The organism is Cryobacterium sp. Hz7 (assembly GCF_004402815.1).
Lineage (GTDB): Bacteria > Actinomycetota > Actinomycetes > Actinomycetales > Microbacteriaceae > Cryobacterium > Cryobacterium sandaracinum.
The window spans coordinates 181,311-206,722 of sequence record NZ_SOFB01000049.1; the positions used below are offsets into that span (position 1 = coordinate 181,311).

The window sequence follows — 25,412 nt, forward strand, 5'->3', positions numbered from 1 at the left end:
TCGAGGAGCCCAGCAAGGCGACGGCATCGGCCGCCTGCCTGAGGTCATCCGCGAGGTTCGTCATGTTATGAGGATACTTTAAGGAGCACAGGTAGGCGAGTGTCACTCACTTTTTGTGGATAGCAGTTTCGTATCTTTGTTCAGCCGCCCGGCTGTTTGGCCGCGCGGCGCCACCGATGATCGTTTGCAGCGTCAGCGGTGCGCCTGCTTCCACACCCTGCGCCACGAAAGCCGAAGGCGGCCTCCTGGGGATGAGCCCCGCCGAGACCGCCATCAACAGACAAGCGCTCAAGCGCTCACGCACGCCAACGCCAGAACCTGAGCCCCTACGAGCCCATGCGATCCAGGCGCGCCACGCCGATCTTCGAGTCGGCCATGCCGTAGAACACGAACAGCTGCCCCGCGATCTCCTCGATCGCGGTCGGAAACACCACGTTCGGCACGATGCCGCTGATCTCATCGGGCGTCTCCGCCTTGAGCAGCGGCTCCGACGTGCGCTTCAGCACGATGGTCGGGTCGTCCGCGTCGAGAATCATCGCTCCGGCCGAGTAGTTCACCTTCTGCTGCTGCGAGAACGCGCCGTCGATGGTTCCGGTGACGCCGTGGTGCATCAGCAGCCAGCCCTCCGGCACCCGCAACGGGGCAGGGCCGCCGCCGATCTTCAGCTCTTCGAACGCGAACTCCGGCCCGGCCAGGAAACGGTGGCCGCTCCAGAAGGTGAGCTTCGTGATGTCGGCGAGCACATCCGCGACCGGCAGATAGCTGATCCAGATGCTCTGCCGGGTGTCGGTGACGCCGGCGGGAACACGGATGCCCTCACCCGGCTTGACCTCGCCCAGATCCCACATCGGGCGGTGCAGCACGGCGAAGCACTCGACTCCATTCGGGCCGGCGACCGGCTCCGGGAAGAACACGGTGTCTTTGTTGTGGAACAGGTTCAGGTCCATGTCCAGCGTGTCGTCGAACGCGAACAGCGCCGGACCGAGCCGGCGCCACTCGCGCAGGTCCGAGGACACGGCCACGGCCGTGCGCGGGCCGAGGGGGCCGTAGGCGACGTAGGTCATCACGTGTAGGCCGAGCCGGGGAACGAAGGTGATCCTGGGATCTTCCACTCCGGCGTTGTTCGCGCCGCGCTCCCAGCCGCGGTCCGGTGCAAGAACGACACCCTCGCGTTCGACGCCCGTGGGTACGCCGTCGGTGATGATGACCTTTGCGAGTCCGACGCGGGAGACGTTTCCGGTGGCGACCAGTCGGGGGAGCAGATACAGAGTGCCGTCGGCAGAGTGCCCCGTGCCGGGGTTCAGCACCCCCTCGGCCTCGAGGTCGTTGCCCGCTTCGGGCGTCATGATGACGCCCATTCGGGTCAGGGTGTAGGGGAATTCAGTGGGGTTGGGCATTTCTAACCTTTCACGCCGGAGCCGATATTGTTCGACACGAAGTGCCGTTGGAAGAGGAGGAACAGGATCACAGCAGGGGCGGCCAGGACGCAGGCCCCGGCGAGAACCGCCCCGAACGGGTTCGCCGCTGTAGCGGCGATATTGCTGAGGTAGTTGGCGAGTGACACGGCGAGAGGCTGGAGGGACGCTTCCTTGGTGATCAGGAACGGCCAGAGGAATTCGTTCCACGGTCCGATGAAGGTCAGCAGCACGACGGTCAGCAGGGCCGGCCGCACCAGAGGCAGGGCGATCCGCCGCAGGATCCGCAGTTCGCCGGCGCCGTCGATGCGGGCGGCATCGAACAGATCCTTCGGAATCTGCAGGAAGTACTGCCGGAAGATGATCACGGCAGTCGAGTTGATGGCGAACGGCAGGATCATGCCCAGATAGTTGTCGGCCAGTCCGTAGTCCCGGGCGATCATCACGTAGAGCGGGATCATCAGCAGCTGGAACGGCACGACCTGCACGAGCAGTGCGAGAGCGAAGGTGACACCGCGTCCGCGCCACTGCAGCTGGGCGAGGGCGTAGCCCACTAGAACACCGAAAACCACGGTGAAGAGAATGACGCCACCCGTGAAGATCCCCGAGTTGAGCAGCCCCTGCAGCAGGTTGATCCGGCTGTTGATGTCACCGTAGTTGTCGAGCGTCAGGTTGGCGGGGTTCGGGAACGCGCCGGCGACAGTCGGGTCCGGTTCCTTCTGGAGCGAGCCGATGACCATGTAGTAGAAGGGGAACAGGAACACAAGCGCCCCGACCGTGAGCACCACACCCCGCAGGATGTTCTGCCCGCGGCTCATGATTCGTCACCGCCTGCAAGCTTGCGCTGGATGAACGCGAGGATGAGAACTCCGATCACGAGGATGACGCCGATCGCGGCCGCCGTGTCGGGCGACCCCTGTTCGATCCCGCGCTGGTACATCATCAGCACGGGTGACGAGGATGCCCCGTTCGGGCCGCCGCCGCCGGTGAGCAGGTACGGCTCCGTGAAGAGGTTGGCGCCGGTGACCGTCGAGAGCAGCAGCACGAGCACAGTCGCCGGGCGTACGCCCGGCACGGTGACCGAGAAGAAACTTCGGATCCTGCCCGCGCCATCCGTTGAAGCGGCCTCGTACAGTTCCTCCGACACGTTCTGCAGGGCGGCCAGGTAGAGCAGAATGAAGAATCCGAGGCCCTTCCAGGTCACGAAGATCGCGATGGTGGGCATGGCCCAGTCCTCGTTGATCAGCCACGCCGGATCGGGCGCGAGCGGCCCGAGAATCTGGTTCACGAGGCCGTTGCCGCTGAACAGGAAGATCCAGACGCCGACGACGGCGACGCTCGCGGTCACGTAGGGCACGTAGTAGGCGACGCGCAGGAAGGTGCGGAACCGCACGGCCTTGTTCAAGGCGGTGGCGAGCATGAGCGAGAGGATGACCGTCAACGGCACGTTGATCAGCAGGAAGACTCCCACGTTGCCGAAGGAACGGATGATGGCCGGGTCGGCCAGCACTTCCCGAAAATTGTCCAGGCCGACGAATGGCCGGTCCACAGCGGCGCCGGGTGCTGCGAAGAAGTAGTCGTGGAACGACATCCAGAAGGCGAAGACCAGCGGGTAGGCGAAGACGGCCAGAACGAAGATGAGGTAGGGGGCGCTGAGCAGGAGCCCGAACGGGTTCTTGCCCAGAAGGGGGTGTTTGCGGCGGCGGGGGCCCCCGCCGGGAGGAGTTGTGCTCCTCCCGGCGACGGTCCGACTCGCGGTTGACTGGGACATCCGTTACGGCTTGGAGATCAGGGTTTTGATCTTCTCGGCGGCGGAGTCGAGGGCGGCGGGGATTTCACCCTCGCCGGTGATGACCGACTTCGTGTACGCGTCGCGGAAGGCCTGCCAGGCGGCGACCGAGCTGGAGACGTTGGGAACCTCGACCATGCGGGATGCCTGGTCGCCGAACTGCTCGTAGGCCGGGTTGGCCGCGAAGTACTCCGGGTACACCGTTGGGAGGTCCTCGCGGAGCGGCATCTGGCCGGTCAGCTCGAGAAGCTGTCCGTCCTGGTCCTCGCTGGTGGCGAATTTCAGCACATCCCAGGCGGTGGCCTGGTTCTCGCAGGCCGTGAACATTCCGACGTTCTTCGCGTCACTGAACGTGTAGGTTTCCTCGGCCGGAGTGCCCTCGCTGGTGGGAACGGGAACCGCACCCCAGTTCACGGCGTCCTTGTACACCGACACGGCCCACGGGCCGACGATGGACATCGCGGCCTGGCCATCGGCGAACGAGTCGCCCTGGTACTGCTCTTTGCCGGCAAGACCCTCGGCGTACAGGGTCTTCCAGAACTCCGCGACCTTCGCGCCGTCCTCGTCGTTGAAGGTGGCCTCACCGTCTTCGATCAACTGCGTGCCACCGGTTTCGGCGGCGTAGAGCGGGTAGAAGTCGAACCAGCTCTGGAAGAACTGACTGGTCGGGGCCGGGTAGATGGCGTTCGGCGCGGCGCCGCTCTCGACGAGGGTGCGCGAGGTGGCGAGGAATTCGTCGTAGGTGGCCAACTGGGGGTTCTCGGCGTCGAGTCCGGCGGCGGTGAACATGTCCTTGTTGTAGAAGATCATGACGGGGTTGGACTTCCACGGCATCTGGAAGTACTTCGCGTCGGCGCCCTGGTACTGCTCGGCCGTGTCGCCGCTGCGTGCCTCGATGTAGGCGGCGCCGTCCTCAAAGCTGGAGAGGTCGACGAGACCACCCTGCTTCTCGAACTGCGGCACCGCGACCGGGGCCGTATTGAATACGAGGCAGGGGGCGTTGCCGGCCGTGATGGCGGCACCGATGACCTCCTCGCTGCTCTTACCGGCCGGGATTTCCTGCGCCTTCACCTTTTCATCCGGGTTCTCGGCGTTCCAGGCCTCCACCATCTGCTTGCCCCAGGCGATCTCGGTTTCGTTGTTCGAGTACCAGATCGTGATCGGCCCGCGGTTGGTGGCCGCGTCACCCGTCGTCCCCCCTGACGCGCAAGCGCTCAGTGCCAGGGCCACTGTGGCGGATGCCGCCGTAACGGTGAGAATCCGCTTGGCCATTCCATTGCTGTGCATGTGGTGCTCCATTTCTCGAAACCCGCAGCAGCCTTGCTGCGGTAAACATGTGTCAGCGCTGTGGGTCAGCCGTGGGGCGGGGCGGTCGACCCGCGCACCACGAGCCGGGCCGCCGGGAGGTCCACGTCGTCCGCCGAGCCGTTCTCCATCAGGGCCAAAAGCGTGCTCGCCGCCGCGCGCCCCCACGCCATCGGTGCTGCGCTGACGGTGGTCAGGGGCGGGTACACGTAACGGCAGAAGTCGATGTCGTCGTAGCCCGTGATCGAGAGGTCGTCGGGGACCCGCACGCCCAGCTTGTGCGCCATGCCGAGACCGGCGATGGCCATCGGGTCGTTGGCGTAGACGATCGCAGTCGGGGGCGTGTCCTGGGTCAGGAGGCGCCGAGTGGCATCTGACCCGGCGCCCACGGAGAAATCGGTCTCGACGGTCTGCCCCTCCGGCAGGCCCGCCTCGCGCAGGGCGGCGGCGAAGGCCGCGCGCCGGCGGCTGCCGTGCAGCAGCGTCGAGCTGCCCGCGACGTGCGCGATGCGGCGGTGGCCGAGGGTGGCGAGGTGAGCGACGGATGCCATCACACCAGGTGTGTCGTCCACGGTCACCGCGGGGAAGGGGCTGGGCCCGTCGGGGCGTCCGAGCGTGACCGCCGGCAGACCCAGCTCGGCGAGGAGCGGGATGCGCGGGTCGCCGTGGCGGAGGTCGCTGAGGAAGACCCCGTCGACGCGCCCGTCGGCCACGAGTGAGCGGTAGGTCTTCAACTCGGTCTCCTCGTCGGGAACGACGCTGAGCACGAGGGCGCGACCTTCCGGGGCAAGGATGCTCTCGACGCCCGCGATGAAGGAGGGAAAGAACGGGTCGGAGGCAAGCACGTCCGGGTTGCGGGCGATCACGAGGCCGAGCGCGTAGGACCGCTGCGTGGAGAGCGACCGGGCGCGGAGGGACGGCTTCCAGCCCAGCTCCTTGGCGACCTGAAGGATGCGCACCCGGGTCTCGGGGGCGACTCCGGGCCGGTTGTTGAGAGCGAAGGAGACGAGGCCCTTGCTGACGCCGGCCCGCTTGGCGACCACCTCGATGGTGACCTTTGGGGGGTTCGCGACCGACTTCGCGGCGGACTTCGTGGTGGACTGAGCGGTGGGGTTCACGGTGGTGGTGGCAGGAATGTTCGCAGGCACGTTTCTGGGCCTCCTCATTGACAGCCGACCCAACCTGAACCGGTTTAGAAAGGCTATACCGGTTTAGTTTCCCCCGTCAAGGGGGCGGCTCCGATTACAGCCGGTCCGATTGAACCCAGGCCGGGGAAGGCCTAGATTGTGCGCAAATGGACTGGTTCGGGGCCGGAGAATACGAGATCGCGCGGCAGGTGCTGCAGCGCGGGGTGGCTGCCTGCTACCTGATCGCCTTCGTTTCGGCCGTCAACCAATTCCCCGCGCTGCTCGGCGACCATGGCCTGCTCCCGGTGGCCCGTTTTGTGGCCCGCGTGAGGTTCAGCGCGTCGCCGAGTATTTTCCACTGGCATTACTCCGACCGGATGCTGCGTTCCCTCGCCTGGTCCGGCGCCGCCGTGGCGGCCACGCTCGTGGCCGGCCTGCCGCAGCTCGGGTCGCCCTGGCTGCCGATGGTCGCTTTCCTCCTGCTCTTCGTGGGCTACCTGTCGATCGTCAACGTCGGCCAATCCTTCTACTCGTTCGGCTGGGAGAGTCTGCTGCTGGAGGCCGGTTTCGTGGTGGCCTTCCTCGGCTCCGAGCAGGTGGCCCCTCCGCTCTTCGTGATCCTGTTCTGCCGCTGGCTGCTCTTCCGGCTGGAATTCGGCGCCGGCCTGATTAAGATCCGCGGCGGCCGGGAGTGGCGAGACCTGACCGCTCTCTATTACCACCATGAAACGCAGCCGATGCCGAACCCGCTCAGTTGGTTCGCACACCATCTGCCCCCGTGGTTCCACCGCGGGGAGGTGATCGGCAACCACTTCGCGCAGCTGGTCGTGCCGTTCTTCCTCTTTGCGCCCCAGCCCGTCGCATCCGTCGCGGCCCTGATCGTGATCCTCAGCCAGTTCTGGCTGGTGCTCACCGGCAACTTCGCCTGGCTGAACTGGATCACCATCGTGCTGGCCTTCTCTGCCGTCGACGACGCCACGCTGCGCGCGGTGCTGCCGTGGCTGCCGGCCGGGGAGGCCGCACCGGATGGCCCGCTCTGGTTCGTGATCGTGGTCAGCCTGGCCACCTCCCTGCTCCTGGTGCTCAGCTACTGGCCGCTTCGCAACCTGGTCGCCCGCCGGCAACTGATGAATGCGAGCTTCAACCGGTACCATCTGGTGAACGCCTACGGTGCGTTCGGCACGGTCACCCGGCAGCGCCACGAGGTGGTCGTCGAGGGCAGCGACGCCGCCGACCCGACTGACGAGACGGGCTGGCGCGCCTACGAATTCCGCGGCAAGCCCGGCGACCCCGAGCACCGGCCCCGCCAGTTCGCGCCGTACCACCTGCGCCTGGACTGGCTGATGTGGTTCCTGGCGCTCGGCGACCCGGGCACCCGCTGGTTCGAGATGTTCCTGGCCCGCCTCCTCGAGGGCGACCGACCCACGCTGCGGATGGTGCGGGTCAACCCGTTCCCGCAGGCCCCGCCCCGCTACGTGCGCGCCCGGGTCTACCGCTACCGCTACTCCACTCCGGACGAACGCCGAGAGACCCGAGAGTGGTGGGTGCGCTCGGAGGTCGGCCTGCTCGTGGCCCCCATCACCCTGGCCTGGAGGTCCCGTGCCTGACGTCGACGTGTTTGGAGCCGGGCCCACGGGCCGGGGGCGGCGCTCGTCCTGGCCCGGACCGGGCTGAGCGTGCTCGTCACCGAGCGGGAAAGCCGGCCCGCCGGCGCCCAGCGCACGGAGAAGCTGAGCATCGTCGACGGCATCTTGGAAGACGCCGGTTCCTTGGCTCTACCTCTGCTCGGCCTCCACCCCGCCGGGCCGGCCGTGCGCGGCATGAACGGCAGGTAGGCCGCCACCCTAGCCGCGCCCGTCTGGCTGCGATTCCACCGTCGTTTCGGCGGAGAGCCAGAACGAGGGGTGAATGTCCGAACCGCACCGCCCGGCTGCACGGGCGGTGATCTGGCACATCCGGCGACACGCGAGCTCGGCCGGGCCTGACCCACGACTGAGCCGGGACGCTGCTACTCGTCGTCGGGGCCAGGCGGAAGCACCTCGGGCGCCCGAAGCTTGTCGATCTCGCGGCGTTCGCGCTTGGTGGGACGGCCGGCGCCGCGGTCCCGCATCGGGAGGAGCGCCACCTCCTCGCGCGGGGGCGGCGGGGGAGTCTGGTCGACGAAGCACTCCGCCGCGACTGGCGCGCTGACCCGTTTGACCATGATCTTCGACACGACCAGGATGCGGTCGAAACCGCTGATGCGCACCCGCACCTCGTCGCCGATCCGCACGGTCTGCGCGGACTTGGCCCGCTCGCCGTTCACCTTGACGTGACCGGCTCGGCAGGCGGCCGTGGCCTGGGAACGGGTCTTGAACATCCGCACGGCCCAGGTCCAGCTGTCGACACGGGCGGTGGTCAGAGGCTCCATCCCTCGACTCTACGGCGCGCAGACCCGAACGGCCCGCACCCTAGAAAGGCCCGAGCTTCCCCCAGGCGATCAGCAGCATGGTCACCAGGAATCCGGTCAGGAAGTTGAGCCAGAGAAAACGCGTCCAGCCGGCGTTCGCGGTCTCGGACCGCTCGTCCGACACCGACCGGAACGGCCAGGCCGCCAGAATGTAGGGCACCGCGAGCACCGAGGCCAGCAGCCCGGGCCAGTCGGTCACAAGCATGAGCAGTCCGGCCAGGGCCCAGAATGCGATCGCGAGGCGCACGGTCCGCGCGGCGCCGAGCGCGGTCGCGATCGAGGCGATGCCGCCTTCCCGGTCGGGCACGACGTCCTGCACGGCGCCGAACGCGTGGCTGGCCATGCCCCAAAGGAAGAACGCGGCGAGCAGGGCAACCAGGCCGGGCCTCACGACGGCGCCGGCCACCACGAGACCGTAGACGGCGGGGCTGACGAAGTGGGTGCTCGAGGTGATCGAGTCCACCATCGGGCGCTCCTTGAACCGCAGTCCCGGAACGGAGTACGCGGCCACCGCGAACAGGCTCACGGCCAGAATGAACCATGACCACGGATGCTCCGTGCCGGCCAGGACGAGCATCGCCACCAGCATGGGCACAGCCGTCACGATTCCGGAGACGAGCACCGTGCGGTGAAGGACCGGGTCCAGCATGGCTCCCTCGACGCCGCCCTTGCGCGGGTTGCGCAGGTCGGACTCGTAGTCGAAGACGTCGTTGATTCCGTACATCAGCAGGTTGTACGGAATGAGGAAGAAGAGGGTGCCCACCAGCAGCAAGGCGTCCACCCGGCCGGTCGTCACCACATACGCGGCGGCAAACGGGAACGCCGTGTTGATCCAGCTCAGCGGCCGTGACGAGAGCAGCACCTGCCGGGTCTTCCAGAGCGGTGGGGTGCGAGTCTCAGTCATTCGGTTTTCTTTCCAGCAGAGCCCAGAGCGCGGGCAGCAGGAGCGCTGCCGCAACGGGATAGGCGAAGTCTTCGATCGGGGCCAGGCCGATCCGCAATCCAAAGATGCGGCTGGGATCGTAGTCGACCAGTCCGACCCCGATCATAATGCTGTCGAAAACGGCCGTGAGCACGAGCACGGCGGCCATGGCGATCCCAGCGGCACGGATGCTGTGCCGGGAGAGCCGGCCGCGGCGCACGGCCGTGAGGAACACAGCCGTGGCGAGCAGAAGGAAGACGGTGTTCAGGAGCAGGTAGGTCACTCGTCGCTCCCCTCGTCGACGCCGGCCCGTTCGGCCCGGGAGGCGAGCAGCAGGCGCGCCCCCTGCACGGCGTTCATGGTGAGGTAGCAGAGAAAGGTGAGGAAGAAGAACTCCTCCACGGGCAGCTCCGGGGCCAGCTGCAGACCGGTCATCAGGGTCGTCTCGCCCCGGTAGAAGATGCCCAGGCCGATTCCGAAGAGGTCCCAGACGAGGAAGTACACCAACCCGACGCCGAGCACGATGGCAGCTCGCACCGGGTTCCGCCAGAAGAACAGCCGGAAGCGACGGTCGAGCAGCACCATCGCCCCCAGGCTGAGAAGCAGGGTCAGCAGATACGCGAACGTCACAGCACTACCGGATTCACTGTGCTGCCGAAGTCACTGGGCTTCCGGCAGCGGCGCCCGCACGGAGTTCGGCAGCGGTTCCGGGAGCGGTCCCGTGCTCGTGTCCGAGTTGATCCGCTTGAGGAGAATTTCAGCGCTGATCAAGCACATCGGAAGTCCGATGCCCGGGATGGTGGTTCCGCCGGCGTAGAACAGACCGTCGACCTTCGCGGAGGCGTTGGAGCCGCGCAGGAATGCGCTCTGCCGCAGGGTGTGCGCCGGGCCGAGGGCCCCGCCGCGCCAGGAGTTGAGGTCGTCGGCGAAGTCGCCGGGTCCCACCGTGCGGCGCACCACGATCCGCTCCGCCAGGTCGGGAATGCCGGCCCAGTCGCTGAGCTGTTTGACGGTGTCATCCGCGATCTTCTCGATCGCGGCCGAGCCTTGGCCGTTGATCCCGCCGTGGCCGAGGCCCGGGTCGGCGGGGATCGGCACCAGCAGGAACATGTTCGTGTAGCCCTCAGGGGCGACTCCCGGGTCGGTGGCACTGGGCATACAGGCGTAGAAGGAGGCCGGCGAGGGCACGCTGGTCTTCTTGCCGAAGATACGGCCGAAGTTCTCGGCCCAGTCCCTGGTGAAGAACAGGCTGTGATGTTTCAGCTCGGGCAGGTCTCCCTTGATGCCGAGCATCACGAGCACGGCGCCCGGACCGGAGACGCGTTTCTGCCACCAGCGCTCGGGGTAGGTCTGCGCGGATGCCGGCAGCAGCTCGGTCTCCGTGTGGTGCAGGTCGGCGGCCGAGACGACCGTGTCGGCGTCGAGGGTGACACTGGTGCCGTCGCCCGTGCGATAGCTGACCCCGGCGACGGCGGTTGCGGCGCCCGGGGTGGTGTGGATCGCCGTCACAGTCGCCTCGGTGATCACGGTCACGCCCTGAGCTTTCGCGATGTCGGCGATGCTGTCGATCAGCCGAGTGAACCCACCCTGCGGGTAGAGCACGCCGTCGGCCATGTCGAGGTGGCTCATCAGGTGGTACATCGACGGGGTCTGGTCGGGCGAGGAGCCGAGAAACACGGCCGGGTAGCCGAGGATCTGGCGCAAACGGTGGTCCTTCACATAGCCGGCCACGAACTTGTCCAGCGGCTGCAGCAGCAGTCGGGCCAACCGACCGAGCCGCTTCAGGACATCCGGAACCAGCAGGGGTGTGAAGGAGGCGAAGCTTGTATACAGGAACCGTTTGACTGCCATGTCATATGTCTCTTTGGCCGAGACGAGGTAGCGGTCGAGGGCCGCGCCCGCACCGGGTTCGAGGCTTTCGAACAGACGGATGTTGTCGGCCCGCTCGGCCGCGATGTCCACCGGCTCCGTCGTGCCCTCGAAGAAGACCCGGTAGCCCGGATCGAGGCGGGTCAGGTCGAGCTGTTCCGCGGAGGATGTGCCGAACAGCCGGTAGAAGTGGTCGAACACCTGCGGCATCAGGTACCAGGACGGCCCGGTCTCGAACCGGAAGCCGTCGACGTCCCAGAAGCCGGCCCGGCCGCCGAGGGTGGCCTGCGCTTCGAGCAGGGTGACCTGGTGGCCGTCCCGGGCCAGCAGCGCGGCGCTGGCCAGTCCGGCGATGCCGCCGCCGATGACAACGGTGTGCCTGGTCGGTGCGCTCATCGCTTCCACGCTCCCGGTCCGAACGACGCGGTGAGTGCAATCATGATTTTCTCCGGATCCGGCACCCGTACCCGGGCGCTCATCAGTTCTCGCGCGGGGGTGACTCGCAGCTTCGCCGACAAGCGGGCGAAGAGGTGGTGTGCAGCGGTGACCGCGCGGCGGCTCCCCACTGGGAGCATGGGCAACACGCGGGCCGCCGCGTCGAGGTCGGCGTCCATGTCGTCGAGGAGTTCGTTCTTCTGTGTTTCGGTCATGGTCAGCAGGTTCACACCGGGAAAGTAGTTGCGGCCGAGGGCGTCCCGGTCGGCGGCGAGGTCGCGCAGGAAGTTGACCTTCTGGAAGGCCGCGCCGAGGCTCCGGGCACCGGCCTCGAGAACCTGGAGCTCATCGGTCGCGCACCGCGTGTCCTGCACGAAGCAGCGCAGACACATCAGCCCGATCACCTCGGCCGAACCGTAGATGTACTCGGCCACTCCGGCCGCGTCGAACGGCGACGGGTCGAGGTCCCGGCGCATCGAGGCGAAGAAGGGTGTGGTCAGGCTGGTGTCGATTCCGGCTTCCCGGGCGGTCGCCGCGAAGGCGTGCACGACCAGATTGGTGCTGAAGCCCGACCCCATCGCCTGGCTGGTCTCCCGTTCGAGCGCGTCCAGCAGGTCGCGCTGGCCGTCCACGTTCACGCCGGCCTGGCTTGCGGCGCCGTCCACGATCTCATCGGCGACCCGGACCAGGGCGTAGATGGTGCGCACCTGGCTGCGCACGCGCGGCTCGAGGAGACGGGCCGCGAGGCCGAACGAGGTGGAATAGTGGCCGATGACCGTGGCGGAGCTGGCCCGGGCCGCGGCGTTGTACTTCGCGATGCCGGTGTGGTCGTCGGGGCTGTCACGTTTCATCGGCTGCGATTCACGGCGGTGCCTGCCAGGGTGGTGAGCAGCGCGCGCAGGGGCGCCGGTACGGCGGCCGTGTCGAGCGCGGCCACGGCGCGAGTGCAGTGGTCGGTGGCCAGCTCATCCGTTGCCTGCAGGGCACCGCAGTCACGAAGCAGGCCGCGCACGGTGTCCGCTTCCGCCTCGGTGAGGTCGGCCTTGCCGATGAAGGGGGCGATCTCTGGCCAGCCGCGGGTGGTGCCCGCGTGGGCGATCAGGGTCGTCTGCTTGCCTTCCCGCAGGTCGGTGAGCACGCTTTTGCCGGTCTTCTCCGGGTTGCCGAAGACCCCGAGAACGTCGTCGGTCAGCTGGAAGGCCACGCCGATCAGGCGGCCGTAGGCGCCGAGCACGTCGATCGCCTCGGCCGAGCCGCCGGCCAGGATGGCGCCGGCCTGCAGGGGAGCCTCGAACGAGTAGACCGCCGTCTTCTGCTCCAGGGTGGAGATGACCTGGGCCACCGTGAGCGGATGCTTCGACGCGGCGTTGGTGACGTCCGCCAGTTCCCCGGCAGCGGAGACGAACACCGCTCGATCGAGCAGGTCGAGCAGGCGGCCGCGCAGTTCGAGCTCGACCGGCAGCATCGCGAGGGCGCGGTGGGCCTCGCTCAGCGCCAGGTCGCCGGCCAGGATCGCGGCCGTCGCGGCCCACGCCCCGGCCTGGTCGCCGGCTCCGTGGGCGAGGGCGCGCTCGGTGAACTGCCCGGCGATGTTGGCCACGCCGCGGCGGGCGAGGTCGTGGTCGATCACGTCGTCGTGGATCACGAAGGCCGTGTGCAACAGTTCGAAGCTGACCGCGACCGGAGTGGCCAGGGTGAGGTCGGTGCCGCCGAGGCCGGTGAACGCAGCCAGCACCAGTGCGGGGCGCACACGCTTGCCGCCGCTGCTGGCCTGCTCAAGAGAGTCCCAGAGCGCGACATAGTGTTCGCCGTAGTCGCTGGCACGCAGGCGGGCGGCGGCGAAAAAACGCTGCAACTCCGTCCCTACCCCGAGCGCCTGGATTTCATGCATCGAAACTGGTCAATTCCTGGAGCTGCAGCCCCAACCAGGGGCTGAACGCCCACGGGGCGTCCCGCACCGAGCGCTGCAGGGCGGCCGGCTCCACCCAGGCAAATTCCATGACCTCGTCCGGGTTGGGTACGGGTTCGCCGGTGGCGCGGGCCAGGTAGACGGGGCAGATCTCGTTCTCGACGATGCCGCTGCTGTCGACGGCGCGGTAGCGGAAGTCAGGCAGGGTGACCGTCAGGTTCGCAATCGAGAGTCCGAGCTCGAACAGCGCGCGCCGCTCGATGGCAGCGGGAAATTCCTCGCCCGGGAGCGGATGGCCGCAAAAGGAATTGGTCCAGACGCCCGGCCAGGTCCTCTTCGACAGGGCGCGTCGGGTGACGAGAACCTCGCCGGCCGGATTGAGCACGTGGCAGGAGAAAGCGAGGTGGAGCGCGGTGTCTGTGTCGTGCACACTGAGCTTCGGGGCCGTGCCGATTTCGCGGCCGGACTCGTCCAGCAGGACCACGAGTTCTTCGAGCACTTCGACCGGCCGCATTAGCCATCCCTTCGGGTGATTCAGTCAAGATACCGGAAAAAATTCCTAATCTGATTAGCCAAATGCGAGGCTAGCACGGGGCCCTGTCCGAACCGTCCATTGAGGGGCGTCGGGAGGCCCGCACGGCATCCGTCGGCCGCACGCTTAAACTCGTGGGGTGCCCACCCCCGCTGCAGACCATGTCAACGCCCTTCTCGCCTCGTACCAGGATTTTCCGCAAGTGGGCATCCTCTTCCGCGACCTCAACCCGGTGTTCGCCGACGCCGCCGCTTTTCGAGCGCTGATCGACGAGCTCGCCGGCCGGTTCCAGGGTGAATTCGACGCGGTGGCCGGCATTGAGGCCCGCGGCTTCCTGCTGGCCGCGGCGATCGGCTACGCGGCGGATGTCGCCGTGCTCGTCGTGCGCAAAGGTGGCAAGCTCCCCGGATCGGTGCTGAGCGAGGAGTACGACCTCGAGTACGGCTCGGCCTGCCTCGAGCTCGAGATCGGCCAGCTCGCGCCGGGTTCCCGCGTGCTGGTCGTCGACGACGTGCTGGCCACCGGCGGCACGATCGCCGCGACCGCCCGGCTCATCGAGCGCGCCGGCTACCGCCTGACCGGCGTCGGCGTCGTGCTGGAGCTGACCGAACTGGTCGGCCGAACGCGCCTCGGCGACGCTCCTGTGCACGCCATCGTCGCCCTCTAGCCCGCCCAGGTACCCACTCGGCGCGGCTCGCTCGTCGTGGCGCACCCTTCGAAAGCCGGCACACGTCCTACCGTGCGCCACCATCCAAAGCCTGCGCCGCGAGTCGAACGCAACTCAACACGGTGCGTATTCACGGGACCGTGGCGCATGCTTGAGCCATGAGCACAAACGGTGACGGGTGGGTGTACGGGCCCGACGGCCGCAAGTTTTGGGGTCTTTTCGGGGCGGCCGGCCTGCTCGTGCACCACGAGGAGCTGGGGGTGCTGCTGCAGCACCGCGCGCTTTGGAGCCACCAGGGTGACACCTGGGGGCTGCCCGGCGGGGCGCGCCACGAACACGAGAGTGCGCTCGAAGCGGCTCTGCGGGAGGCCCGCGAAGAGGCCGGCGTGCCCCCGGAGCTGGTCTCCGTGCAGTTCAGCTCCGTGCTCGACCTCGGTTTCTGGTCGTACACGACGGTCGTGGTGCGCGCCACGAAGCGCTTCGAACCCGTGATCAGCGACCAGGAGAGCATCGCGTTGCGCTGGGTACCGCGCCACGAGGTCGACGCGCTGCCGCTGCATCCGGGCTTCGCCACCAGCTGGCCGGCCCTACTCGCCCGCCTCTGAACCCGCACCGCCATTAAACCCGCACCACCTCGCCCGGTGACTTGTCCGGCCGCCAACCGCGCCAGACCGGGTGGCGCGCTCGCCCCGTGCCGGTCCATTCGGAGAATTCCACCTCGCCCACCAGCACCGGGCGCACCCACCGCGCATCGCGGGCGCCGGCGGGCGGGATGCCGGTGAAGGGGTTGTCCACCGCAGCGATGGCATCCAGTCGCGCCCGCAGGTCCTCGAGGTCTGCGTCCCGGAACCCGGTGCCGACCCGGCCGATATAGGTCAGCGTGTCTCCGTTCGGAATCCCCAGGAGGAGGGAGCCCACGGTGTCGGCTCGGCGCCCGTTGCCCGGTCGCCACCCGCCGATCACCGCCTCCTGGGTGCGATGGTGCTTGATCTTGATCCACGATCGGGACCGCCGACCGGCCTCGTAGCGCCCGTCCCGGGTCTTGGCGATGATCCCCTCGAAGCCGAGCTCGCTGCTGGTCGCCACGGCCTGGGTGGAGTCGCCCGTGAAGACCGGCGGCACCTGCACCGCACCGGACCCGGTGACAATCTCCTCGAGCACGCGGCGCCGGGCCGTGTACGTCAGGTCGAGCAGCGGCTCCCCGTCACGTTCGAGCACGTCGAAAGCCAGAAACCGCACCGGGGTGGATGCCTCGGCCGCTTCGATCTGTCGGCGACCGGTCAGGCCCAGCCGCGTCTGCAGCAGCCCGAAGTTCGGCCGCCCGCCCGCGTCCATCGCGACGATCTCCCCGTCGAGCACCGCAAAGTCGGCCGAAACCGCTCCCGGCAACGCGCGCACCAGCTCGGGATACGCGTGCGTGATGTCGCTGCCGTTCCGGGTGAACAAGCGCACGTCCGGGCCTAGGCCGGCGGCTCCGAGATAGGCGAGCGCGCGGATGCCGTCCCACTTCATTTCGTAGGTCCACTCGTCGTCTTCGGACAGGTCGGCGATGGAGCCGGGCGTGGCAAGCATGGGCCCGTATTGTGTGCGGCGTGCGGACCGGCCGCCCGTTTTGGCCGTCGCGCCCGCCCCGGTGCCCACGTCCCCGGCCCGCCGGGCCGGCCGTGTCTTCATCAGGTGGATCAGCCAGTTCCGGTCGGCCACGTCCGTGCCCTTCGTGCGGATCAGGGCAAAGCGCCGCGTGCCACCGAGCCTGCCGCCCGGTTCGCCGTGCAGCACGGCGATCACCTCGTCATCCCGCCACTTCTCCAGCTCGTAGCTGCCGTGGTCCCAGATGCTCATGGTGCCGGCCCCGTATTCGCCGGCCGGGATATCACCCTCGAACGTGGCGTATTCGAGCGGATGGTCCTCGGTGCGCACGGCGAGCCGATTCTTCGCCGGATCGGTCGGCACCCCGCGCGGCAACGCCCACGACGTCAGCACCCCGTCGTGCTCGAGCCGAAAGTCGTAGTGCAGGTTGCGGGCGTGGTGCTCTTGAATGACGAATGACCGACCCGCGGATGCGTCCGGCGCACCGGTCGGCATCGGCTCCGAGGTGCGGGAAGCGTCTCGTTTGCCGAGGTAGACGGCCAGCGCACCGGCTCCCGCCCCGGCGCCTTTACCGGTCTCGTCACCGGCACCACCGGCATCCGTGGTGCCCCGGCCGGAATGTGCCTCGAGCAGCGCGGCCAGCGGGTCCCCGCTACGCTGCACCCGGTGCATCGCCTGCTTGTAGTCGATCTGTGCGAGCCCGGGGGAGGCCAGTTCCCGCCAGGTGCGCGGCATGGCCACCATCGGATGCAGCGTTCCGCGCAACGAATACGGGGTGATGGTCGTCTTGTGGGCGCTGTTCTGGCTCCAGTCCACGAACACCCGCCCCGGTCGATGAGCCTTCTTCATATCGCTGACGATGAGGTCCGGATGGTCGGCTTCGAGCGCGCGGGCCAGCTCGTGTGCGACCTGGGAGACCTGGTCCGAGGTGTGCGTGAGGTCCAGCGGTGCGTAGAGGTGGATGCCCTTCGACCCGCTGGTGACCGGCAGCGGGTCCAGGCCCATGTCCCGCAGGATGGCCCGCGCCAGACGGGCGACCTCCGCGCACTCGTCGAGGGTGACCCCGTCGCCGGGGTCCAGGTCGATCACCAGTCGGTCCGGGTTGCGCGGGCGTCCACCCCGGCCGAACTGCCACTGCGGAACGTGGATCTCCAGCGCCGAGATCTGGGCGAGCCAGGTCAGCGTCGCGAGGTCGTTGACCAGCGGGTACTCGCTCACGTGGTTCGAATGCTGGATCGGCCGGCGTTTCACCCAGCTCGGCGTCGCCTGGTCCAGGTTCTTCTGGAAGAACACGTGTCCGGGTGCGTCCCGGGTGCCCACACCGTGTACCCACCTCTTCCGGGTCGCCGGGCGGTTCGCGGTGTGCGGGATCATCACGTCGGCGATGAACGCGTAGTAGCCGAGAACGTCGGCCTTCGTGGTCCCTGACTCCGAGTAGAGCACCTTGTCGAGATGCGTGAGTGTGATTCGGTGTCCGCCGACGGTGACGACCTGGCGGGAGTCGGGGGAGGGCGGCCGCTCGTTCATGGCTCCAGCATGCTCTCTCGGCCACAGCGTGCCTAGCCCTCTCGGCGCACCGGGTGTGTACTGAAGTGATGAGATCGATCTGGAAGGGCGCGATCACCTTCGGGCTGGTCAATGTGCCCGTCAAGGTCTACAGCGCCACCGAAGACCACGACGTCGCCCTGCACCAGGTGCACGACGCCGATGGCGGGCGCATCCGTTACCAGCGCCGGTGCGAGCGCTGCGGACGGGTCGTCGACTATGCGCACATCGACAAGGCCTGGGACAGCGGCGACAAGACGGTTGTCATCACCGACGAGGATCTGCGCACGCTGCCGGCCGGGAGAAGCCGCGAGATCGAGGTCGTCGAGTTCGTGCCGAGCGACCAGCTCGACCCGATCATGTTCGAGCGCAGCTATTTTCTCGAACCCTCCGGCTCACCCAAGGCCTACGTTCTACTGCGGCGTGCGCTCGACGCCACCGACCGCACCGCGATCGTGCGGTTCGCGCTGCGGCAGAAGACCCGACTCGGTGCCCTCCGGGTGCGCGGGGACGTTCTGCTGCTGCAGTCGCTGCTGTGGGGCGACGAGGTGCGGGCCGTTGAATTCCCGATGCTCCAGGAGTCGGTGCGCATCTCCGCCCAGGAGCTCGAGCTTTCGGCCGCACTGGTCGACTCCTTTGCCGCCGAGTTCTCGCCGCAGGATTTCCGGGACGACTACCAGGACCAGCTCCGCGAACTGCTCGAGGCGAAGCTCGCCGCGGGCGAAGCCCTCGACACCGAGCTCACCTTCGGCCGCGAACACCGGGAAGGCGAGGACGGCGGGGGAGAGGTGCTCGACCTGATGGAGGCCCTCCGCCGCAGCGTGGAGCGCAGCCGCGGCCAGGCGAAGCCGGGCGCGTCGGATAAATCCGAGAAACGCGCCGACAAGGGGCATAAACGGGTGTCGGGAAACTGACGAGGCCGCATTCCGGTTCGGCCGCCGCGTCGGTAGACTCGATGATTGTGACAGGGGCAGAGGGAACCGGCGTCAGCTCAAAAGTGATCACCCTGCCCAATCTGCTCAGCATGCTGCGCCTTGCGCTGGTGCCGGTCTTTCTGGTCGTGTTGGTGCGGGGAGAGGATGCCTGGGCGCTCCTGGTGCTGATGGTCGCCAGCCTCACCGATTTCCTCGACGGCTACCTGGCCCGGAGGTTCGGCCAGATCACGCGGCTCGGCCAGCTGCTCGACCCGGCCGCCGACCGGCTGTACATCTTCGCCGCCCTCCTCGGACTGGCCTGGCGCGACCTGATGCCCTGGTGGATCGTCCTGGTCATCGTGGGACGGGACGTGTTCCTGCTCGGGCTCGGCGTCATCCTCGCGAATTACGGATTCGGGCCTCTGCCCGTTCACCAGCTCGGCAAGGTCGCGACCTTCTGCCTCTTCTACGCCCTGCCGATGATCATGCTGGGAGAGGCCTTCCCCACGGTGTCCTGGTGGTCGCTCCCGGTGGGCTGGGCCTTTGGCATCTGGGGAGCGTTTCTTTACTGGTGGGCAGGCATAATCTACGCCGTCGAGACCGTCCGGGTGATTCGCATTCCGCGGGCAATTCAGCCCGTTCCATCCGATACGCTGGAGGACCAGGAGGTGTACGGTGAACGATTCCAAAAAGACGAATGAACCCCAGCGCAAGGCCGCGCCCGATAACTATTCCAATACCGACACGACGATGACGTTCGGGCAGGAATTCGCGGCCCAACTGGCATCACTCGACGGTGACGTCACGGCCGAAGAACAGGAAGCCATCGCGGCTCTGCCCTCCGGCTCGGCGCTGCTCGTTGTCCGGCGCGGCCCGAACGCCGGCGCTCGTTTCCTGTTGGATGCGGACGTGACCACTGTGGGCCGTCACCCCAATGCGGACATCTTCCTCGACGACGTCACGGTATCTCGTCGGCACGCGGAGTTCCTGCGCCACGAATCCAAGTTCGAGGTGAAAGACCTGGTGTCCCTCAACGGCACGTATTTCGACGGGGTCCGCATCGACACCGCGCTGTTGCACGACGGCGCCGAAGTCCAGGTCGGTAAGTTCCGGCTGACGTTCTACGCCTCGCGGCACGACCTCAAGCTTCAGGCGAGCGAGTAGTGCCCGCGTCCGCAGCCCAGGCCAGAGCGCCGGGCGCGACGTCACTGCTCAGCATCGGACAGGTGCTTGCCCGGCTCACGCCGGAATTTCCGGAACTGACCCCGTCCAAACTTCGGTTTCTGGAGGAACAGAGACTGGTCGCGCCGGCGCGCACGGAGTCTGGCTACCGCAAATTCTGCGCCGGTGACCTGGACCGGCTGCGCCTGGTCCTCTCCATGCAGCGCGATCACTACCTCCCCCTCAAGGTCATCCGGGGCTACCTGGCCGACCTTGACGCGGGCCTCTCGCCGACCCTGCCCGGCGGGGTGACGCCGGGACCGTCGATGCTGTCGATCGCCCGCCGGCTGGACCGCGACGAACTGCTGCGCGAAGCAGGGGCCTCCGTGATGCTGCTGCACGACGCCGTTTCCGCATCGATCATCCTGCCGGCCGACTTCTACGGCGACGACGCGCTCAGCGTGCTGCGGGCCCTGGTCGAACTGCAGCGCAGCGGAATCGAGCCCCGCCACCTGCGCGGATTCCGTGGCGCGGCCGAACGCGAGCTCGGCCTGATCGAGAGTGCCCTCGTGCCGCTCTCCCGCCGTAAAGACGCATCGAGCCGGGCTAAGGCCGCCGAAATGGCGGTCGAGATCGCCGGCCAGCTCGAAGTGATCCGCGGCAGTCTGATCCGTTCTGCCCTGGGGCGCCTGACCAAGTAGTCGAGCCCGACACGCCAATTTACTCGACCGGATGTCGTTGATCAGGACGGTCCGCCTCGGTAGCGTGGATGCAGCGATCATCCGTATCGCAGACCCACCTCCGAGAGGCCATCGTATGAGCGAGCTGAATCAGCGTGACGATGCCTCGCGCTACGGACTCGGCCTTCTCTTCACCGACGGAATGCCCGAGCTCGACGACAACCTCGGCTACCGTGGCGCCGTGGCGGCCCGGGCCGCCGGAATCAGCTACCGTCAGCTCGACTACTGGGCCCGCACCGACCTGGTCCAGCCCACCGTGCGCGGTGCTGCCGGCTCGGGTTCCCAGCGTCTCTACGGCTTCCGGGACATCCTGGTTCTCAAACTGGTCAAGCGGCTCCTCGACACCGGCATCTCCCTGCAGCAGATCCGCACCGCGGTGAACCAACTGCGCGAGTCGGGGGTCAGCGACCTCGCCCAGACCACCTTGATGAGCGACGGCGCCAGCGTCTACCTGTGCACCTCCGACGATGAGGTCATCGACCTCGTCAGCCGCGGTCAGGGCGTGTTCGGCATCGCCGTGGGCAAGGTGCTACGCGAGGTCGAAACGAGCCTGGTCGAACTGGAGACCCTTCCGATCGACCCGTCGGACGAGCTGTCCCTTCGCCGGGGCAGCCGCAAGGTCTCTTAGCGGAGCGTTCACACGCAGTCGACACGATCGGCTGACGCTGTGCGGCTGACACTATCCGGTCAACCTATCCGGTCAACCTATCCGGTCAACGTTGTCCGGCTGACGCTCCCTGGCTAGTGCTGTTCCGCGTACTCGCCGATGCGGGCCGTGCGCAGCACGCGTTCGAGCAACTGATCGAAGTAGCGCGCCATTTCCTGGGCGCTGTCGCCGGGCCAGGTGTGCAGCGGCTTCGCTGCGCCCTGCGCCTGCTGAAGCGAGGTGCGTTCCGGCAGTTGCGGGCTGAGTACGAGCGGGCCGAACATGTCGCGGAGTTCCTTGATCCGGAACTGGTGCTCGAGAGACGCCACGCGGGCACGGTTGACGATGATACCGAGCGGCTGCAGACGAGGGCTGAGTCCGCGGCGGATCTCTTCGATCGCGCGCAGCGCCCGGTCGGCCGCGGCCACGGAGAACAGGCCGGGTTCGGTGACCACGGCAACGCGGTCACTGGCCGCCCACGCGGTGCGGGTAAGGGCGTTCAGCGACGGAGCACAGTCGATCAGAACTAGGTCGTAGTCCTTTTCGACCGTGGAGAGTGCCTCTTCGAGCTTCCAGATGTCGCGGATGCTCGGGTGTGGCCCGTCGAAATTAATGGCCGACGGGCTGCCGATCATCACGTCGATGGTGCCGGGGCGGCCGCGCGTCCAGCCGCTGGGAACGATGGCGGCGCGAACGACCTTCTCCTTGGGAGAGGCGAGCACATCGGCGATGTTGAGGTGGCCGGTGACCTCGATGTCCATTCCGGTTGACACATCCGACTGCGGATCAATGTCCACCACCAGGGTTCGCACGCCGCGGGCGAAGGCAGCGGACGCCAGACCCAGGGTTACCGTGGTCTTGCCTACTCCTCCCTTGAGGGAGCTAACGCTTAGTACGTGCACAAGTAGATACGTTACCTTCACTAGTCTTGGAGAACCTAACCGTCAGCTGTGCGCGACGTCACGCTTGAAAGGTCTGCATGTTTACGAAAATTCTTGTTGCCAACCGCGGGGAAATCGCGATCCGGGCTTTTCGGGCGGCTTATGAGCTGGGTGCCAAAACCGTGGCGGTGTTCCCTTTCGAGGACCGCAATTCGCTGCACCGCCTGAAGGCCGACGAGGCGTACCAGATCGGCGAACCGGGACACCCGGTGCGCGCCTATCTCACGGTGAGCGAGATCATCCGGGTGGCCAGGGAGAGCGGAGCCGATGCCATCTACCCCGGTTACGGCTTCCTTTCGGAGAACCCCGAGCTGGCCCTCGCGGCCCGCCAGGCCGGCATCACCTTCATCGGCCCGGGCGAGCACGTGCTCGAGATGGCCGGCAACAAGGTCACCGCGAAGGAGCACGCCATCGCGGCGGGCGTTCCGGTGCTGGGGTCCAGCGCGCCCTCACGCGACGTCGACGAGCTGATCGCCGCGGCCGACGATATCGGGTTCCCGATCTTCGCCAAGGCCGTCGCCGGCGGCGGCGGCCGCGGCATGCGCCGGGTGGCTCAGCTGAGCGATCTCCGCGGCTCCCTTGAGGAAGCCATGCGCGAGGCCAACAGCGCGTTCGGCGACGCGACCATGTTCCTCGAGCAGGCCGTACTGCGGCCGCGTCACATCGAGGTCCAGATCCTGGCCGATGCTTCCGGCGAGACCGTGCACCTGTTCGAACGCGACTGCTCCGTGCAGCGCCGCCATCAGAAAGTCATCGAGATCGCTCCGGCGCCGAACCTCTCTGACGAGATCCGCCAGCGTCTGTACGCCGATGCGGTCGCCTTCGCCCGCTCGATCAGTTACGTGAACGCGGGCACGGTCGAGTTCCTGCTCGACACGGTCGGCGAACGCGCCGGCCAGCACGTGTTCATCGAGATGAATCCGCGCATCCAGGTCGAGCACACCGTGACCGAAGAGGTGACGGATGTCGACCTCGTGCAGTCCCAGATCCGCATCGCCGCGGGCCAGACGCTCCGTGAGCTCGAACTCACGCAGGACAAGATCGTGTTGCGCGGGGCGGCCCTACAGTGCCGCATCACCACCGAGGACCCGACCATGGGATTCCGCCCGGACACGGGCAAGATCACCACCTACCGCTCGCCCGGCGGCGCCGGCATCCGGCTCGACGGCGGCACAATCAACCCCGGTGCCCAGATCAGCCCGCACTTCGACTCGATGCTCGCCAAGCTCACCTGCCGGGGCCGGGACTTCCCGTCCGCCGTGACCCGATCCAAGCGCGCCCTGGCCGAGTTCCGTATCCGTGGCGTGTCCACGAACATCTCGTTCCTGCAGGCCGTGCTCGACGACCCGGACTTCGCGTCCGGCAACCTGAGCACCTCCTTCATCGATGAGCGCCCGGAGCTGCTGCGCGGCCGCGCCTCCAAGGACCGCGGCACGAAGATCTTGAATTGGCTCGCCGACGTGACCGTCAACAAGCCCAACGGGGTGCCGCTGACCCTGCTGAACCCGGCCGAGAAGCTGCCGAAGCTCGATCTGTCCGAACCGGCTCCGGCCGGCTCCCGCCAACGGCTCCAGCTGCTCGGCCCGGCCGGCTTCGCCGCGGACCTGCGTGCCCAGACCGCCCTGGCCGTGACGGACACCACTTTCCGCGACGCCCACCAATCACTGTTGGCAACCCGGGTGCGCACCCGCGACCTCGTCGCCGTGGCCCCGTATGTGGCCCGGATGACCCCGGAGTTGCTGTCGATCGAGGCCTGGGGCGGCGCCACCTATGACGTGGCGCTGCGCTTCCTCGGCGAAGACCCCTGGGAACGACTGGCGTCGCTGCGAGAGGCCCTGCCGAACATCAACGTGCAGATGCTGCTTCGCGGCCGCAACACGGTCGGCTACACTCCGTACCCGACCGAGGTGACCGATGCGTTCGTGCGCGAGGCCGCCAAAACAGGCGTCGACATCTTCCGCATCTTCGACGCCCTCAACGACGTCTCGCAGATGCGCCCGGCCATCGACGCCGTGCTGGCGACGGGCTCCTCCATTGCCGAGGTCGCGCTCTGCTACACGGGCGATTTGCTCGACCCGGCCGAGAAGCTTTACACCCTGGACTACTACCTCCGGCTCGCGGAGCAGATCGTGGAGTCCGGCGCGCACATCCTCGCGATCAAGGACATGGCCGGCCTGCTGCGCCCCGCCGCGGCCGAGAAGCTCGTCACCGCCCTGCGGTCGCGCTTCGACCTCCCGGTGCACGTGCACACGCACGATACTCCGGGCGGCCAGCTCGCCACGCTGCTCGCGGCCAGCCGCGCCGGCGCCGACGCGGTCGACGTGGCCAGCGCCCCGATGGCCGGCACCACCAGCCAGCCGTCGGCGTCGTCCCTCGTCGCCGCGCTCGTCCACACCGAACGCGACACCGGCATATCCTTACAGGCCGTCTGCGACCTCGAGCCGTACTGGGAAGATGTACGCCGGGTCTACCATCCCTTCGAATCCGGTCTGCGCGCGCCCACCGGCCGCGTCTACAAGCACGAGATCCCCGGCGGCCAGCTGTCCAACCTGCGTACGCAAGCGGTCGCGCTCGGCCTCGCCGACGACTTCGAACTGATCGAGGACATGTACGCCGCGGCCAACGACATCCTCGGCCGGGTACCGAAGGTGACGCCGTCCTCCAAGGTGGTCGGCGACCTCGCCCTCTACCTCGCCGCCGTGCGTGCCGACCCGGCCGACTTCGCTGAGAACCCGGGCAATTACGACGTGCCCGACTCCGTGATCGGCTTCATGGCGGGGGAGCTGGGCGACCTGCCCGGCGGCTGGCCCGAGCCCTTCCGCAGCAAGGTTCTCGCCGGGCGCAACGTCCGCGTCGGAATCACCGAGCTCACCCAGGAGGAACGCGCGGCCTTGGGCAGCGACGGCCTCACCTGCCGAATGATGCTGAACCAGCTGCTCTTCCCGGCGCCCACGCGCCAATTCGAGCAGATCCGGGAACTCTTCGGTGACCTGTCCGTGCTCGACACGGTGGACTACCTCAACGGTCTCCAGCAGGGCATTGAGCACGCGGTCGAGATCGACAAGGGCGTGCGCCTCTACGTCGGGCTTGAGGCCATCGGCGAGGCCGATGACAAGGGCATGCGCACCGTCATGACCACGCTGAACGGACAGCTCCGACCCGTGTTCGTGCGGGACCGCAACATCACGGTCAGCATCAAGGTCGCCGAAAAAGCGGATGCCAACCGGCCGGGCCAGATCGCCGCGCCGTTCTCCGGGGTGGTCACCCTCCAGGTCGAGGAGGGCGACACCGTCGAGGCCGGGCAGGCCGTCGCCTCGATCGAGGCCATGAAAATGGAGGCCGCGATCACCTCGCCCATCGCGGGAAACATCGAACGGGTGGCCGTGCCGCGGACCCAGCAGGTCGACGCGGGCGATCTGCTGGTGGTGGTGCGTCCACGCTAGGCTTGGTGCGATC

25 protein-coding genes are annotated in these 25,412 nt (G+C 67.6%); 10 read left to right on the forward strand and 15 right to left on the reverse strand.

The genetic code is table 11. The annotated features are described in order from the left end of the window. Positions 1 to 326: 326 nt before the first annotated feature. The 5 genes from E3N86_RS11145 to E3N86_RS11165 all read right to left on the reverse strand — a co-directional run bounded on the left by E3N86_RS11145 (position 327) and on the right by E3N86_RS11165 (position 5,657). The gene (locus E3N86_RS11145; protein ID WP_134372868.1) at positions 327 to 1,397 is read right to left on the reverse strand and encodes a glycosidase; all 1,071 of its coding nucleotides are present in this window, start codon (positions 1,395 to 1,397) and stop codon (positions 327 to 329) included. A gap of 2 nt (positions 1,398 to 1,399) precedes the next feature. Next, the gene (locus tag E3N86_RS11150) at positions 1,400 to 2,233 is read right to left on the reverse strand and encodes a carbohydrate ABC transporter permease (RefSeq protein ID WP_104099316.1); all 834 of its coding nucleotides are present in this window, start codon (positions 2,231 to 2,233) and stop codon (positions 1,400 to 1,402) included. Beyond that, positions 2,230 to 3,186 carry a carbohydrate ABC transporter permease gene (locus E3N86_RS11155; RefSeq protein ID WP_104099317.1) on the reverse strand — a complete coding sequence of 319 codons (957 nt, stop codon included), beginning with the start codon at positions 3,184 to 3,186 and terminating at the stop codon, positions 2,230 to 2,232. Before E3N86_RS11155 ends, E3N86_RS11150 begins: the two co-directional genes overlap by 4 nt. 3 nt (positions 3,187 to 3,189) lie before the next feature. Next, positions 3,190 to 4,476 carry an extracellular solute-binding protein gene (locus E3N86_RS11160; protein ID WP_104099318.1) on the reverse strand — a complete coding sequence of 429 codons (1,287 nt, stop codon included), beginning with the start codon at positions 4,474 to 4,476 and terminating at the stop codon, positions 3,190 to 3,192. Between the two features lie 80 nt (positions 4,477 to 4,556). Then, the gene (locus tag E3N86_RS11165; RefSeq protein WP_241980652.1) at positions 4,557 to 5,657 is read right to left on the reverse strand and encodes a LacI family DNA-binding transcriptional regulator; all 1,101 of its coding nucleotides are present in this window, start codon (positions 5,655 to 5,657) and stop codon (positions 4,557 to 4,559) included. Positions 5,658 to 5,803: 146 nt separating this feature from the next. On the opposite strand from E3N86_RS11165, the gene E3N86_RS11170 reads away from it, so the two are divergent. Then, positions 5,804 to 7,243: a lipase maturation factor family protein gene (locus E3N86_RS11170; protein WP_134372874.1), complete on the forward strand. Its 1,440-nt coding sequence runs from the start codon at positions 5,804 to 5,806 to the stop codon at positions 7,241 to 7,243. A gap of 69 nt (positions 7,244 to 7,312) precedes the next feature. Then, on the forward strand, positions 7,313 to 7,471 hold the full coding sequence (locus E3N86_RS16885) for a hypothetical protein (RefSeq protein ID WP_166785078.1): 159 nt from the start codon (positions 7,313 to 7,315) through the stop codon (positions 7,469 to 7,471). Positions 7,472 to 7,644: 173 nt separating this feature from the next. Here the strand turns inward: E3N86_RS16885 and E3N86_RS11175 are convergent, their stop codons facing one another. The 8 genes from E3N86_RS11175 to idi are packed head-to-tail and all read right to left on the reverse strand — an operon-like array spanning position 7,645 to position 13,734. Further along, complete coding sequence (locus E3N86_RS11175; RefSeq protein WP_104099321.1) at positions 7,645 to 8,046, reverse strand: RNA-binding S4 domain-containing protein; 402 nt, start codon at positions 8,044 to 8,046, stop codon at positions 7,645 to 7,647. A gap of 40 nt (positions 8,047 to 8,086) precedes the next feature. After that, positions 8,087 to 8,989 carry a prenyltransferase gene (locus E3N86_RS11180; protein ID WP_134511951.1) on the reverse strand — a complete coding sequence of 301 codons (903 nt, stop codon included), beginning with the start codon at positions 8,987 to 8,989 and terminating at the stop codon, positions 8,087 to 8,089. Continuing rightward, positions 8,982 to 9,290: a lycopene cyclase domain-containing protein gene (locus tag E3N86_RS11185; RefSeq protein ID WP_104099323.1), complete on the reverse strand. Its 309-nt coding sequence runs from the start codon at positions 9,288 to 9,290 to the stop codon at positions 8,982 to 8,984. The genes E3N86_RS11180 and E3N86_RS11185 overlap by 8 nt, the downstream gene beginning before the upstream one ends. Continuing rightward, positions 9,287 to 9,637: a lycopene cyclase domain-containing protein gene (locus E3N86_RS11190; RefSeq protein ID WP_134511952.1), complete on the reverse strand. Its 351-nt coding sequence runs from the start codon at positions 9,635 to 9,637 to the stop codon at positions 9,287 to 9,289. Before E3N86_RS11190 ends, E3N86_RS11185 begins: the two co-directional genes overlap by 4 nt. A 30-nt stretch (positions 9,638 to 9,667) precedes the next feature. Beyond that, the gene (gene crtI, locus E3N86_RS11195; protein WP_134511953.1) at positions 9,668 to 11,272 is read right to left on the reverse strand and encodes a phytoene desaturase family protein; all 1,605 of its coding nucleotides are present in this window, start codon (positions 11,270 to 11,272) and stop codon (positions 9,668 to 9,670) included. Beyond that, a complete protein-coding gene (locus tag E3N86_RS11200; protein ID WP_134511954.1) occupies positions 11,269 to 12,162 on the reverse strand; it encodes a squalene/phytoene synthase family protein in 894 nt (297 codons plus the stop codon). Before E3N86_RS11200 ends, crtI begins: the two co-directional genes overlap by 4 nt. Next, a complete protein-coding gene (locus tag E3N86_RS11205; protein ID WP_104099327.1) occupies positions 12,159 to 13,202 on the reverse strand; it encodes a polyprenyl synthetase family protein in 1,044 nt (347 codons plus the stop codon). The genes E3N86_RS11200 and E3N86_RS11205 overlap by 4 nt, the downstream gene beginning before the upstream one ends. After that, complete coding sequence (idi, locus tag E3N86_RS11210) at positions 13,195 to 13,734, reverse strand: isopentenyl-diphosphate Delta-isomerase (RefSeq protein ID WP_104099328.1); 540 nt, start codon at positions 13,732 to 13,734, stop codon at positions 13,195 to 13,197. Before idi ends, E3N86_RS11205 begins: the two co-directional genes overlap by 8 nt. 157 nt (positions 13,735 to 13,891) lie before the next feature. On the opposite strand from idi, the gene E3N86_RS11215 reads away from it, so the two are divergent. Together E3N86_RS11215 and E3N86_RS11220 are read left to right on the forward strand one after the other, a co-directional pair. After that, a complete protein-coding gene (locus tag E3N86_RS11215; protein ID WP_104099329.1) occupies positions 13,892 to 14,419 on the forward strand; it encodes an adenine phosphoribosyltransferase in 528 nt (175 codons plus the stop codon). Between the two features lie 158 nt (positions 14,420 to 14,577). After that, on the forward strand, positions 14,578 to 15,024 hold the full coding sequence (locus E3N86_RS11220; RefSeq protein WP_104099545.1) for an NUDIX hydrolase: 447 nt from the start codon (positions 14,578 to 14,580) through the stop codon (positions 15,022 to 15,024). 13 nt (positions 15,025 to 15,037) lie between these two features. On the opposite strand, the gene E3N86_RS11225 is transcribed toward E3N86_RS11220, so the two are convergent. After that, positions 15,038 to 17,536 carry an ATP-dependent DNA ligase gene (locus E3N86_RS11225; protein WP_134511955.1) on the reverse strand — a complete coding sequence of 833 codons (2,499 nt, stop codon included), beginning with the start codon at positions 17,534 to 17,536 and terminating at the stop codon, positions 15,038 to 15,040. A gap of 68 nt (positions 17,537 to 17,604) precedes the next feature. Here E3N86_RS11225 and E3N86_RS11230 point away from each other — a divergent pair, with 68 nt between their 5' ends. From E3N86_RS11230 to E3N86_RS11250, 5 genes are all read left to right on the forward strand, one after another. After that, positions 17,605 to 18,468 (forward strand): Ku protein, encoded by an 864-nt coding sequence (locus tag E3N86_RS11230; RefSeq protein WP_134511956.1) that lies wholly within the window; start codon positions 17,605 to 17,607, stop codon positions 18,466 to 18,468. Positions 18,469 to 18,515: 47 nt separating this feature from the next. Next, positions 18,516 to 19,169, forward strand: a complete 654-nt coding sequence (locus E3N86_RS11235; protein ID WP_255409007.1) for a CDP-alcohol phosphatidyltransferase family protein — start codon at positions 18,516 to 18,518, stop codon at positions 19,167 to 19,169. A gap of 49 nt (positions 19,170 to 19,218) precedes the next feature. Continuing rightward, complete coding sequence (locus E3N86_RS11240; protein WP_104099541.1) at positions 19,219 to 19,632, forward strand: FHA domain-containing protein; 414 nt, start codon at positions 19,219 to 19,221, stop codon at positions 19,630 to 19,632. Beyond that, positions 19,632 to 20,330, forward strand: a complete 699-nt coding sequence (locus E3N86_RS11245) for a MerR family transcriptional regulator (protein WP_134511957.1) — start codon at positions 19,632 to 19,634, stop codon at positions 20,328 to 20,330. Before E3N86_RS11240 ends, E3N86_RS11245 begins: the two co-directional genes overlap by 1 nt. A 115-nt stretch (positions 20,331 to 20,445) precedes the next feature. Further along, positions 20,446 to 20,997, forward strand: a complete 552-nt coding sequence (locus E3N86_RS11250; RefSeq protein ID WP_104099539.1) for a MerR family transcriptional regulator — start codon at positions 20,446 to 20,448, stop codon at positions 20,995 to 20,997. A gap of 113 nt (positions 20,998 to 21,110) precedes the next feature. Here E3N86_RS11250 and E3N86_RS11255 read toward each other — a convergent pair whose 3' ends face one another. Then, a complete protein-coding gene (locus E3N86_RS11255) occupies positions 21,111 to 21,917 on the reverse strand; it encodes a ParA family protein (protein ID WP_134372980.1) in 807 nt (268 codons plus the stop codon). Between the two features lie 77 nt (positions 21,918 to 21,994). Between E3N86_RS11255 and E3N86_RS11260 the strand changes: the two genes are divergently transcribed. Continuing rightward, positions 21,995 to 25,399 carry a pyruvate carboxylase gene (locus E3N86_RS11260; protein WP_134372904.1) on the forward strand — a complete coding sequence of 1,135 codons (3,405 nt, stop codon included), beginning with the start codon at positions 21,995 to 21,997 and terminating at the stop codon, positions 25,397 to 25,399. Positions 25,400 to 25,412 lie beyond the last annotated feature (13 nt).

Excerpts from the sequence above, each read along its gene's own strand:
- E3N86_RS11145 (WP_134372868.1), bottom strand. The coding sequence starts at position 1,397 with ATGCCCAACCCCACTGAATTCCCCTACACCCTGACCCGAATGGGCGTC.
- E3N86_RS11150 (WP_104099316.1), bottom strand. The coding sequence starts at position 2,233 with ATGAGCCGCGGGCAGAACATCCTGCGGGGTGTGGTGCTCACGGTCGGG.
- E3N86_RS11155 (WP_104099317.1), bottom strand. The coding sequence starts at position 3,186 with ATGTCCCAGTCAACCGCGAGTCGGACCGTCGCCGGGAGGAGCACAACT.
- E3N86_RS11160 (WP_104099318.1), bottom strand. The coding sequence starts at position 4,476 with ATGGCCAAGCGGATTCTCACCGTTACGGCGGCATCCGCCACAGTGGCC.
- E3N86_RS11170 (WP_134372874.1), top strand. The coding sequence starts at position 5,804 with ATGGACTGGTTCGGGGCCGGAGAATACGAGATCGCGCGGCAGGTGCTG.
- E3N86_RS11175 (WP_104099321.1), bottom strand. The coding sequence starts at position 8,046 with ATGGAGCCTCTGACCACCGCCCGTGTCGACAGCTGGACCTGGGCCGTG.
- E3N86_RS11180 (WP_134511951.1), bottom strand. The coding sequence starts at position 8,989 with ATGACTGAGACTCGCACCCCACCGCTCTGGAAGACCCGGCAGGTGCTG.
- crtI (WP_134511953.1), bottom strand. The coding sequence starts at position 11,272 with ATGAGCGCACCGACCAGGCACACCGTTGTCATCGGCGGCGGCATCGCC.
- E3N86_RS11200 (WP_134511954.1), bottom strand. The coding sequence starts at position 12,162 with ATGAAACGTGACAGCCCCGACGACCACACCGGCATCGCGAAGTACAAC.
- E3N86_RS11205 (WP_104099327.1), bottom strand. The coding sequence starts at position 13,202 with ATGCATGAAATCCAGGCGCTCGGGGTAGGGACGGAGTTGCAGCGTTTT.
- idi (WP_104099328.1), bottom strand. The coding sequence starts at position 13,734 with ATGCGGCCGGTCGAAGTGCTCGAAGAACTCGTGGTCCTGCTGGACGAG.
- E3N86_RS11220 (WP_104099545.1), top strand. The coding sequence starts at position 14,578 with ATGAGCACAAACGGTGACGGGTGGGTGTACGGGCCCGACGGCCGCAAG.
- E3N86_RS11225 (WP_134511955.1), bottom strand. The coding sequence starts at position 17,536 with ATGAACGAGCGGCCGCCCTCCCCCGACTCCCGCCAGGTCGTCACCGTC.
- E3N86_RS11230 (WP_134511956.1), top strand. The coding sequence starts at position 17,605 with ATGAGATCGATCTGGAAGGGCGCGATCACCTTCGGGCTGGTCAATGTG.
- E3N86_RS11240 (WP_104099541.1), top strand. The coding sequence starts at position 19,219 with ATGACGTTCGGGCAGGAATTCGCGGCCCAACTGGCATCACTCGACGGT.
- E3N86_RS11250 (WP_104099539.1), top strand. The coding sequence starts at position 20,446 with ATGAGCGAGCTGAATCAGCGTGACGATGCCTCGCGCTACGGACTCGGC.
- E3N86_RS11260 (WP_134372904.1), top strand. The coding sequence starts at position 21,995 with ATGTTTACGAAAATTCTTGTTGCCAACCGCGGGGAAATCGCGATCCGG.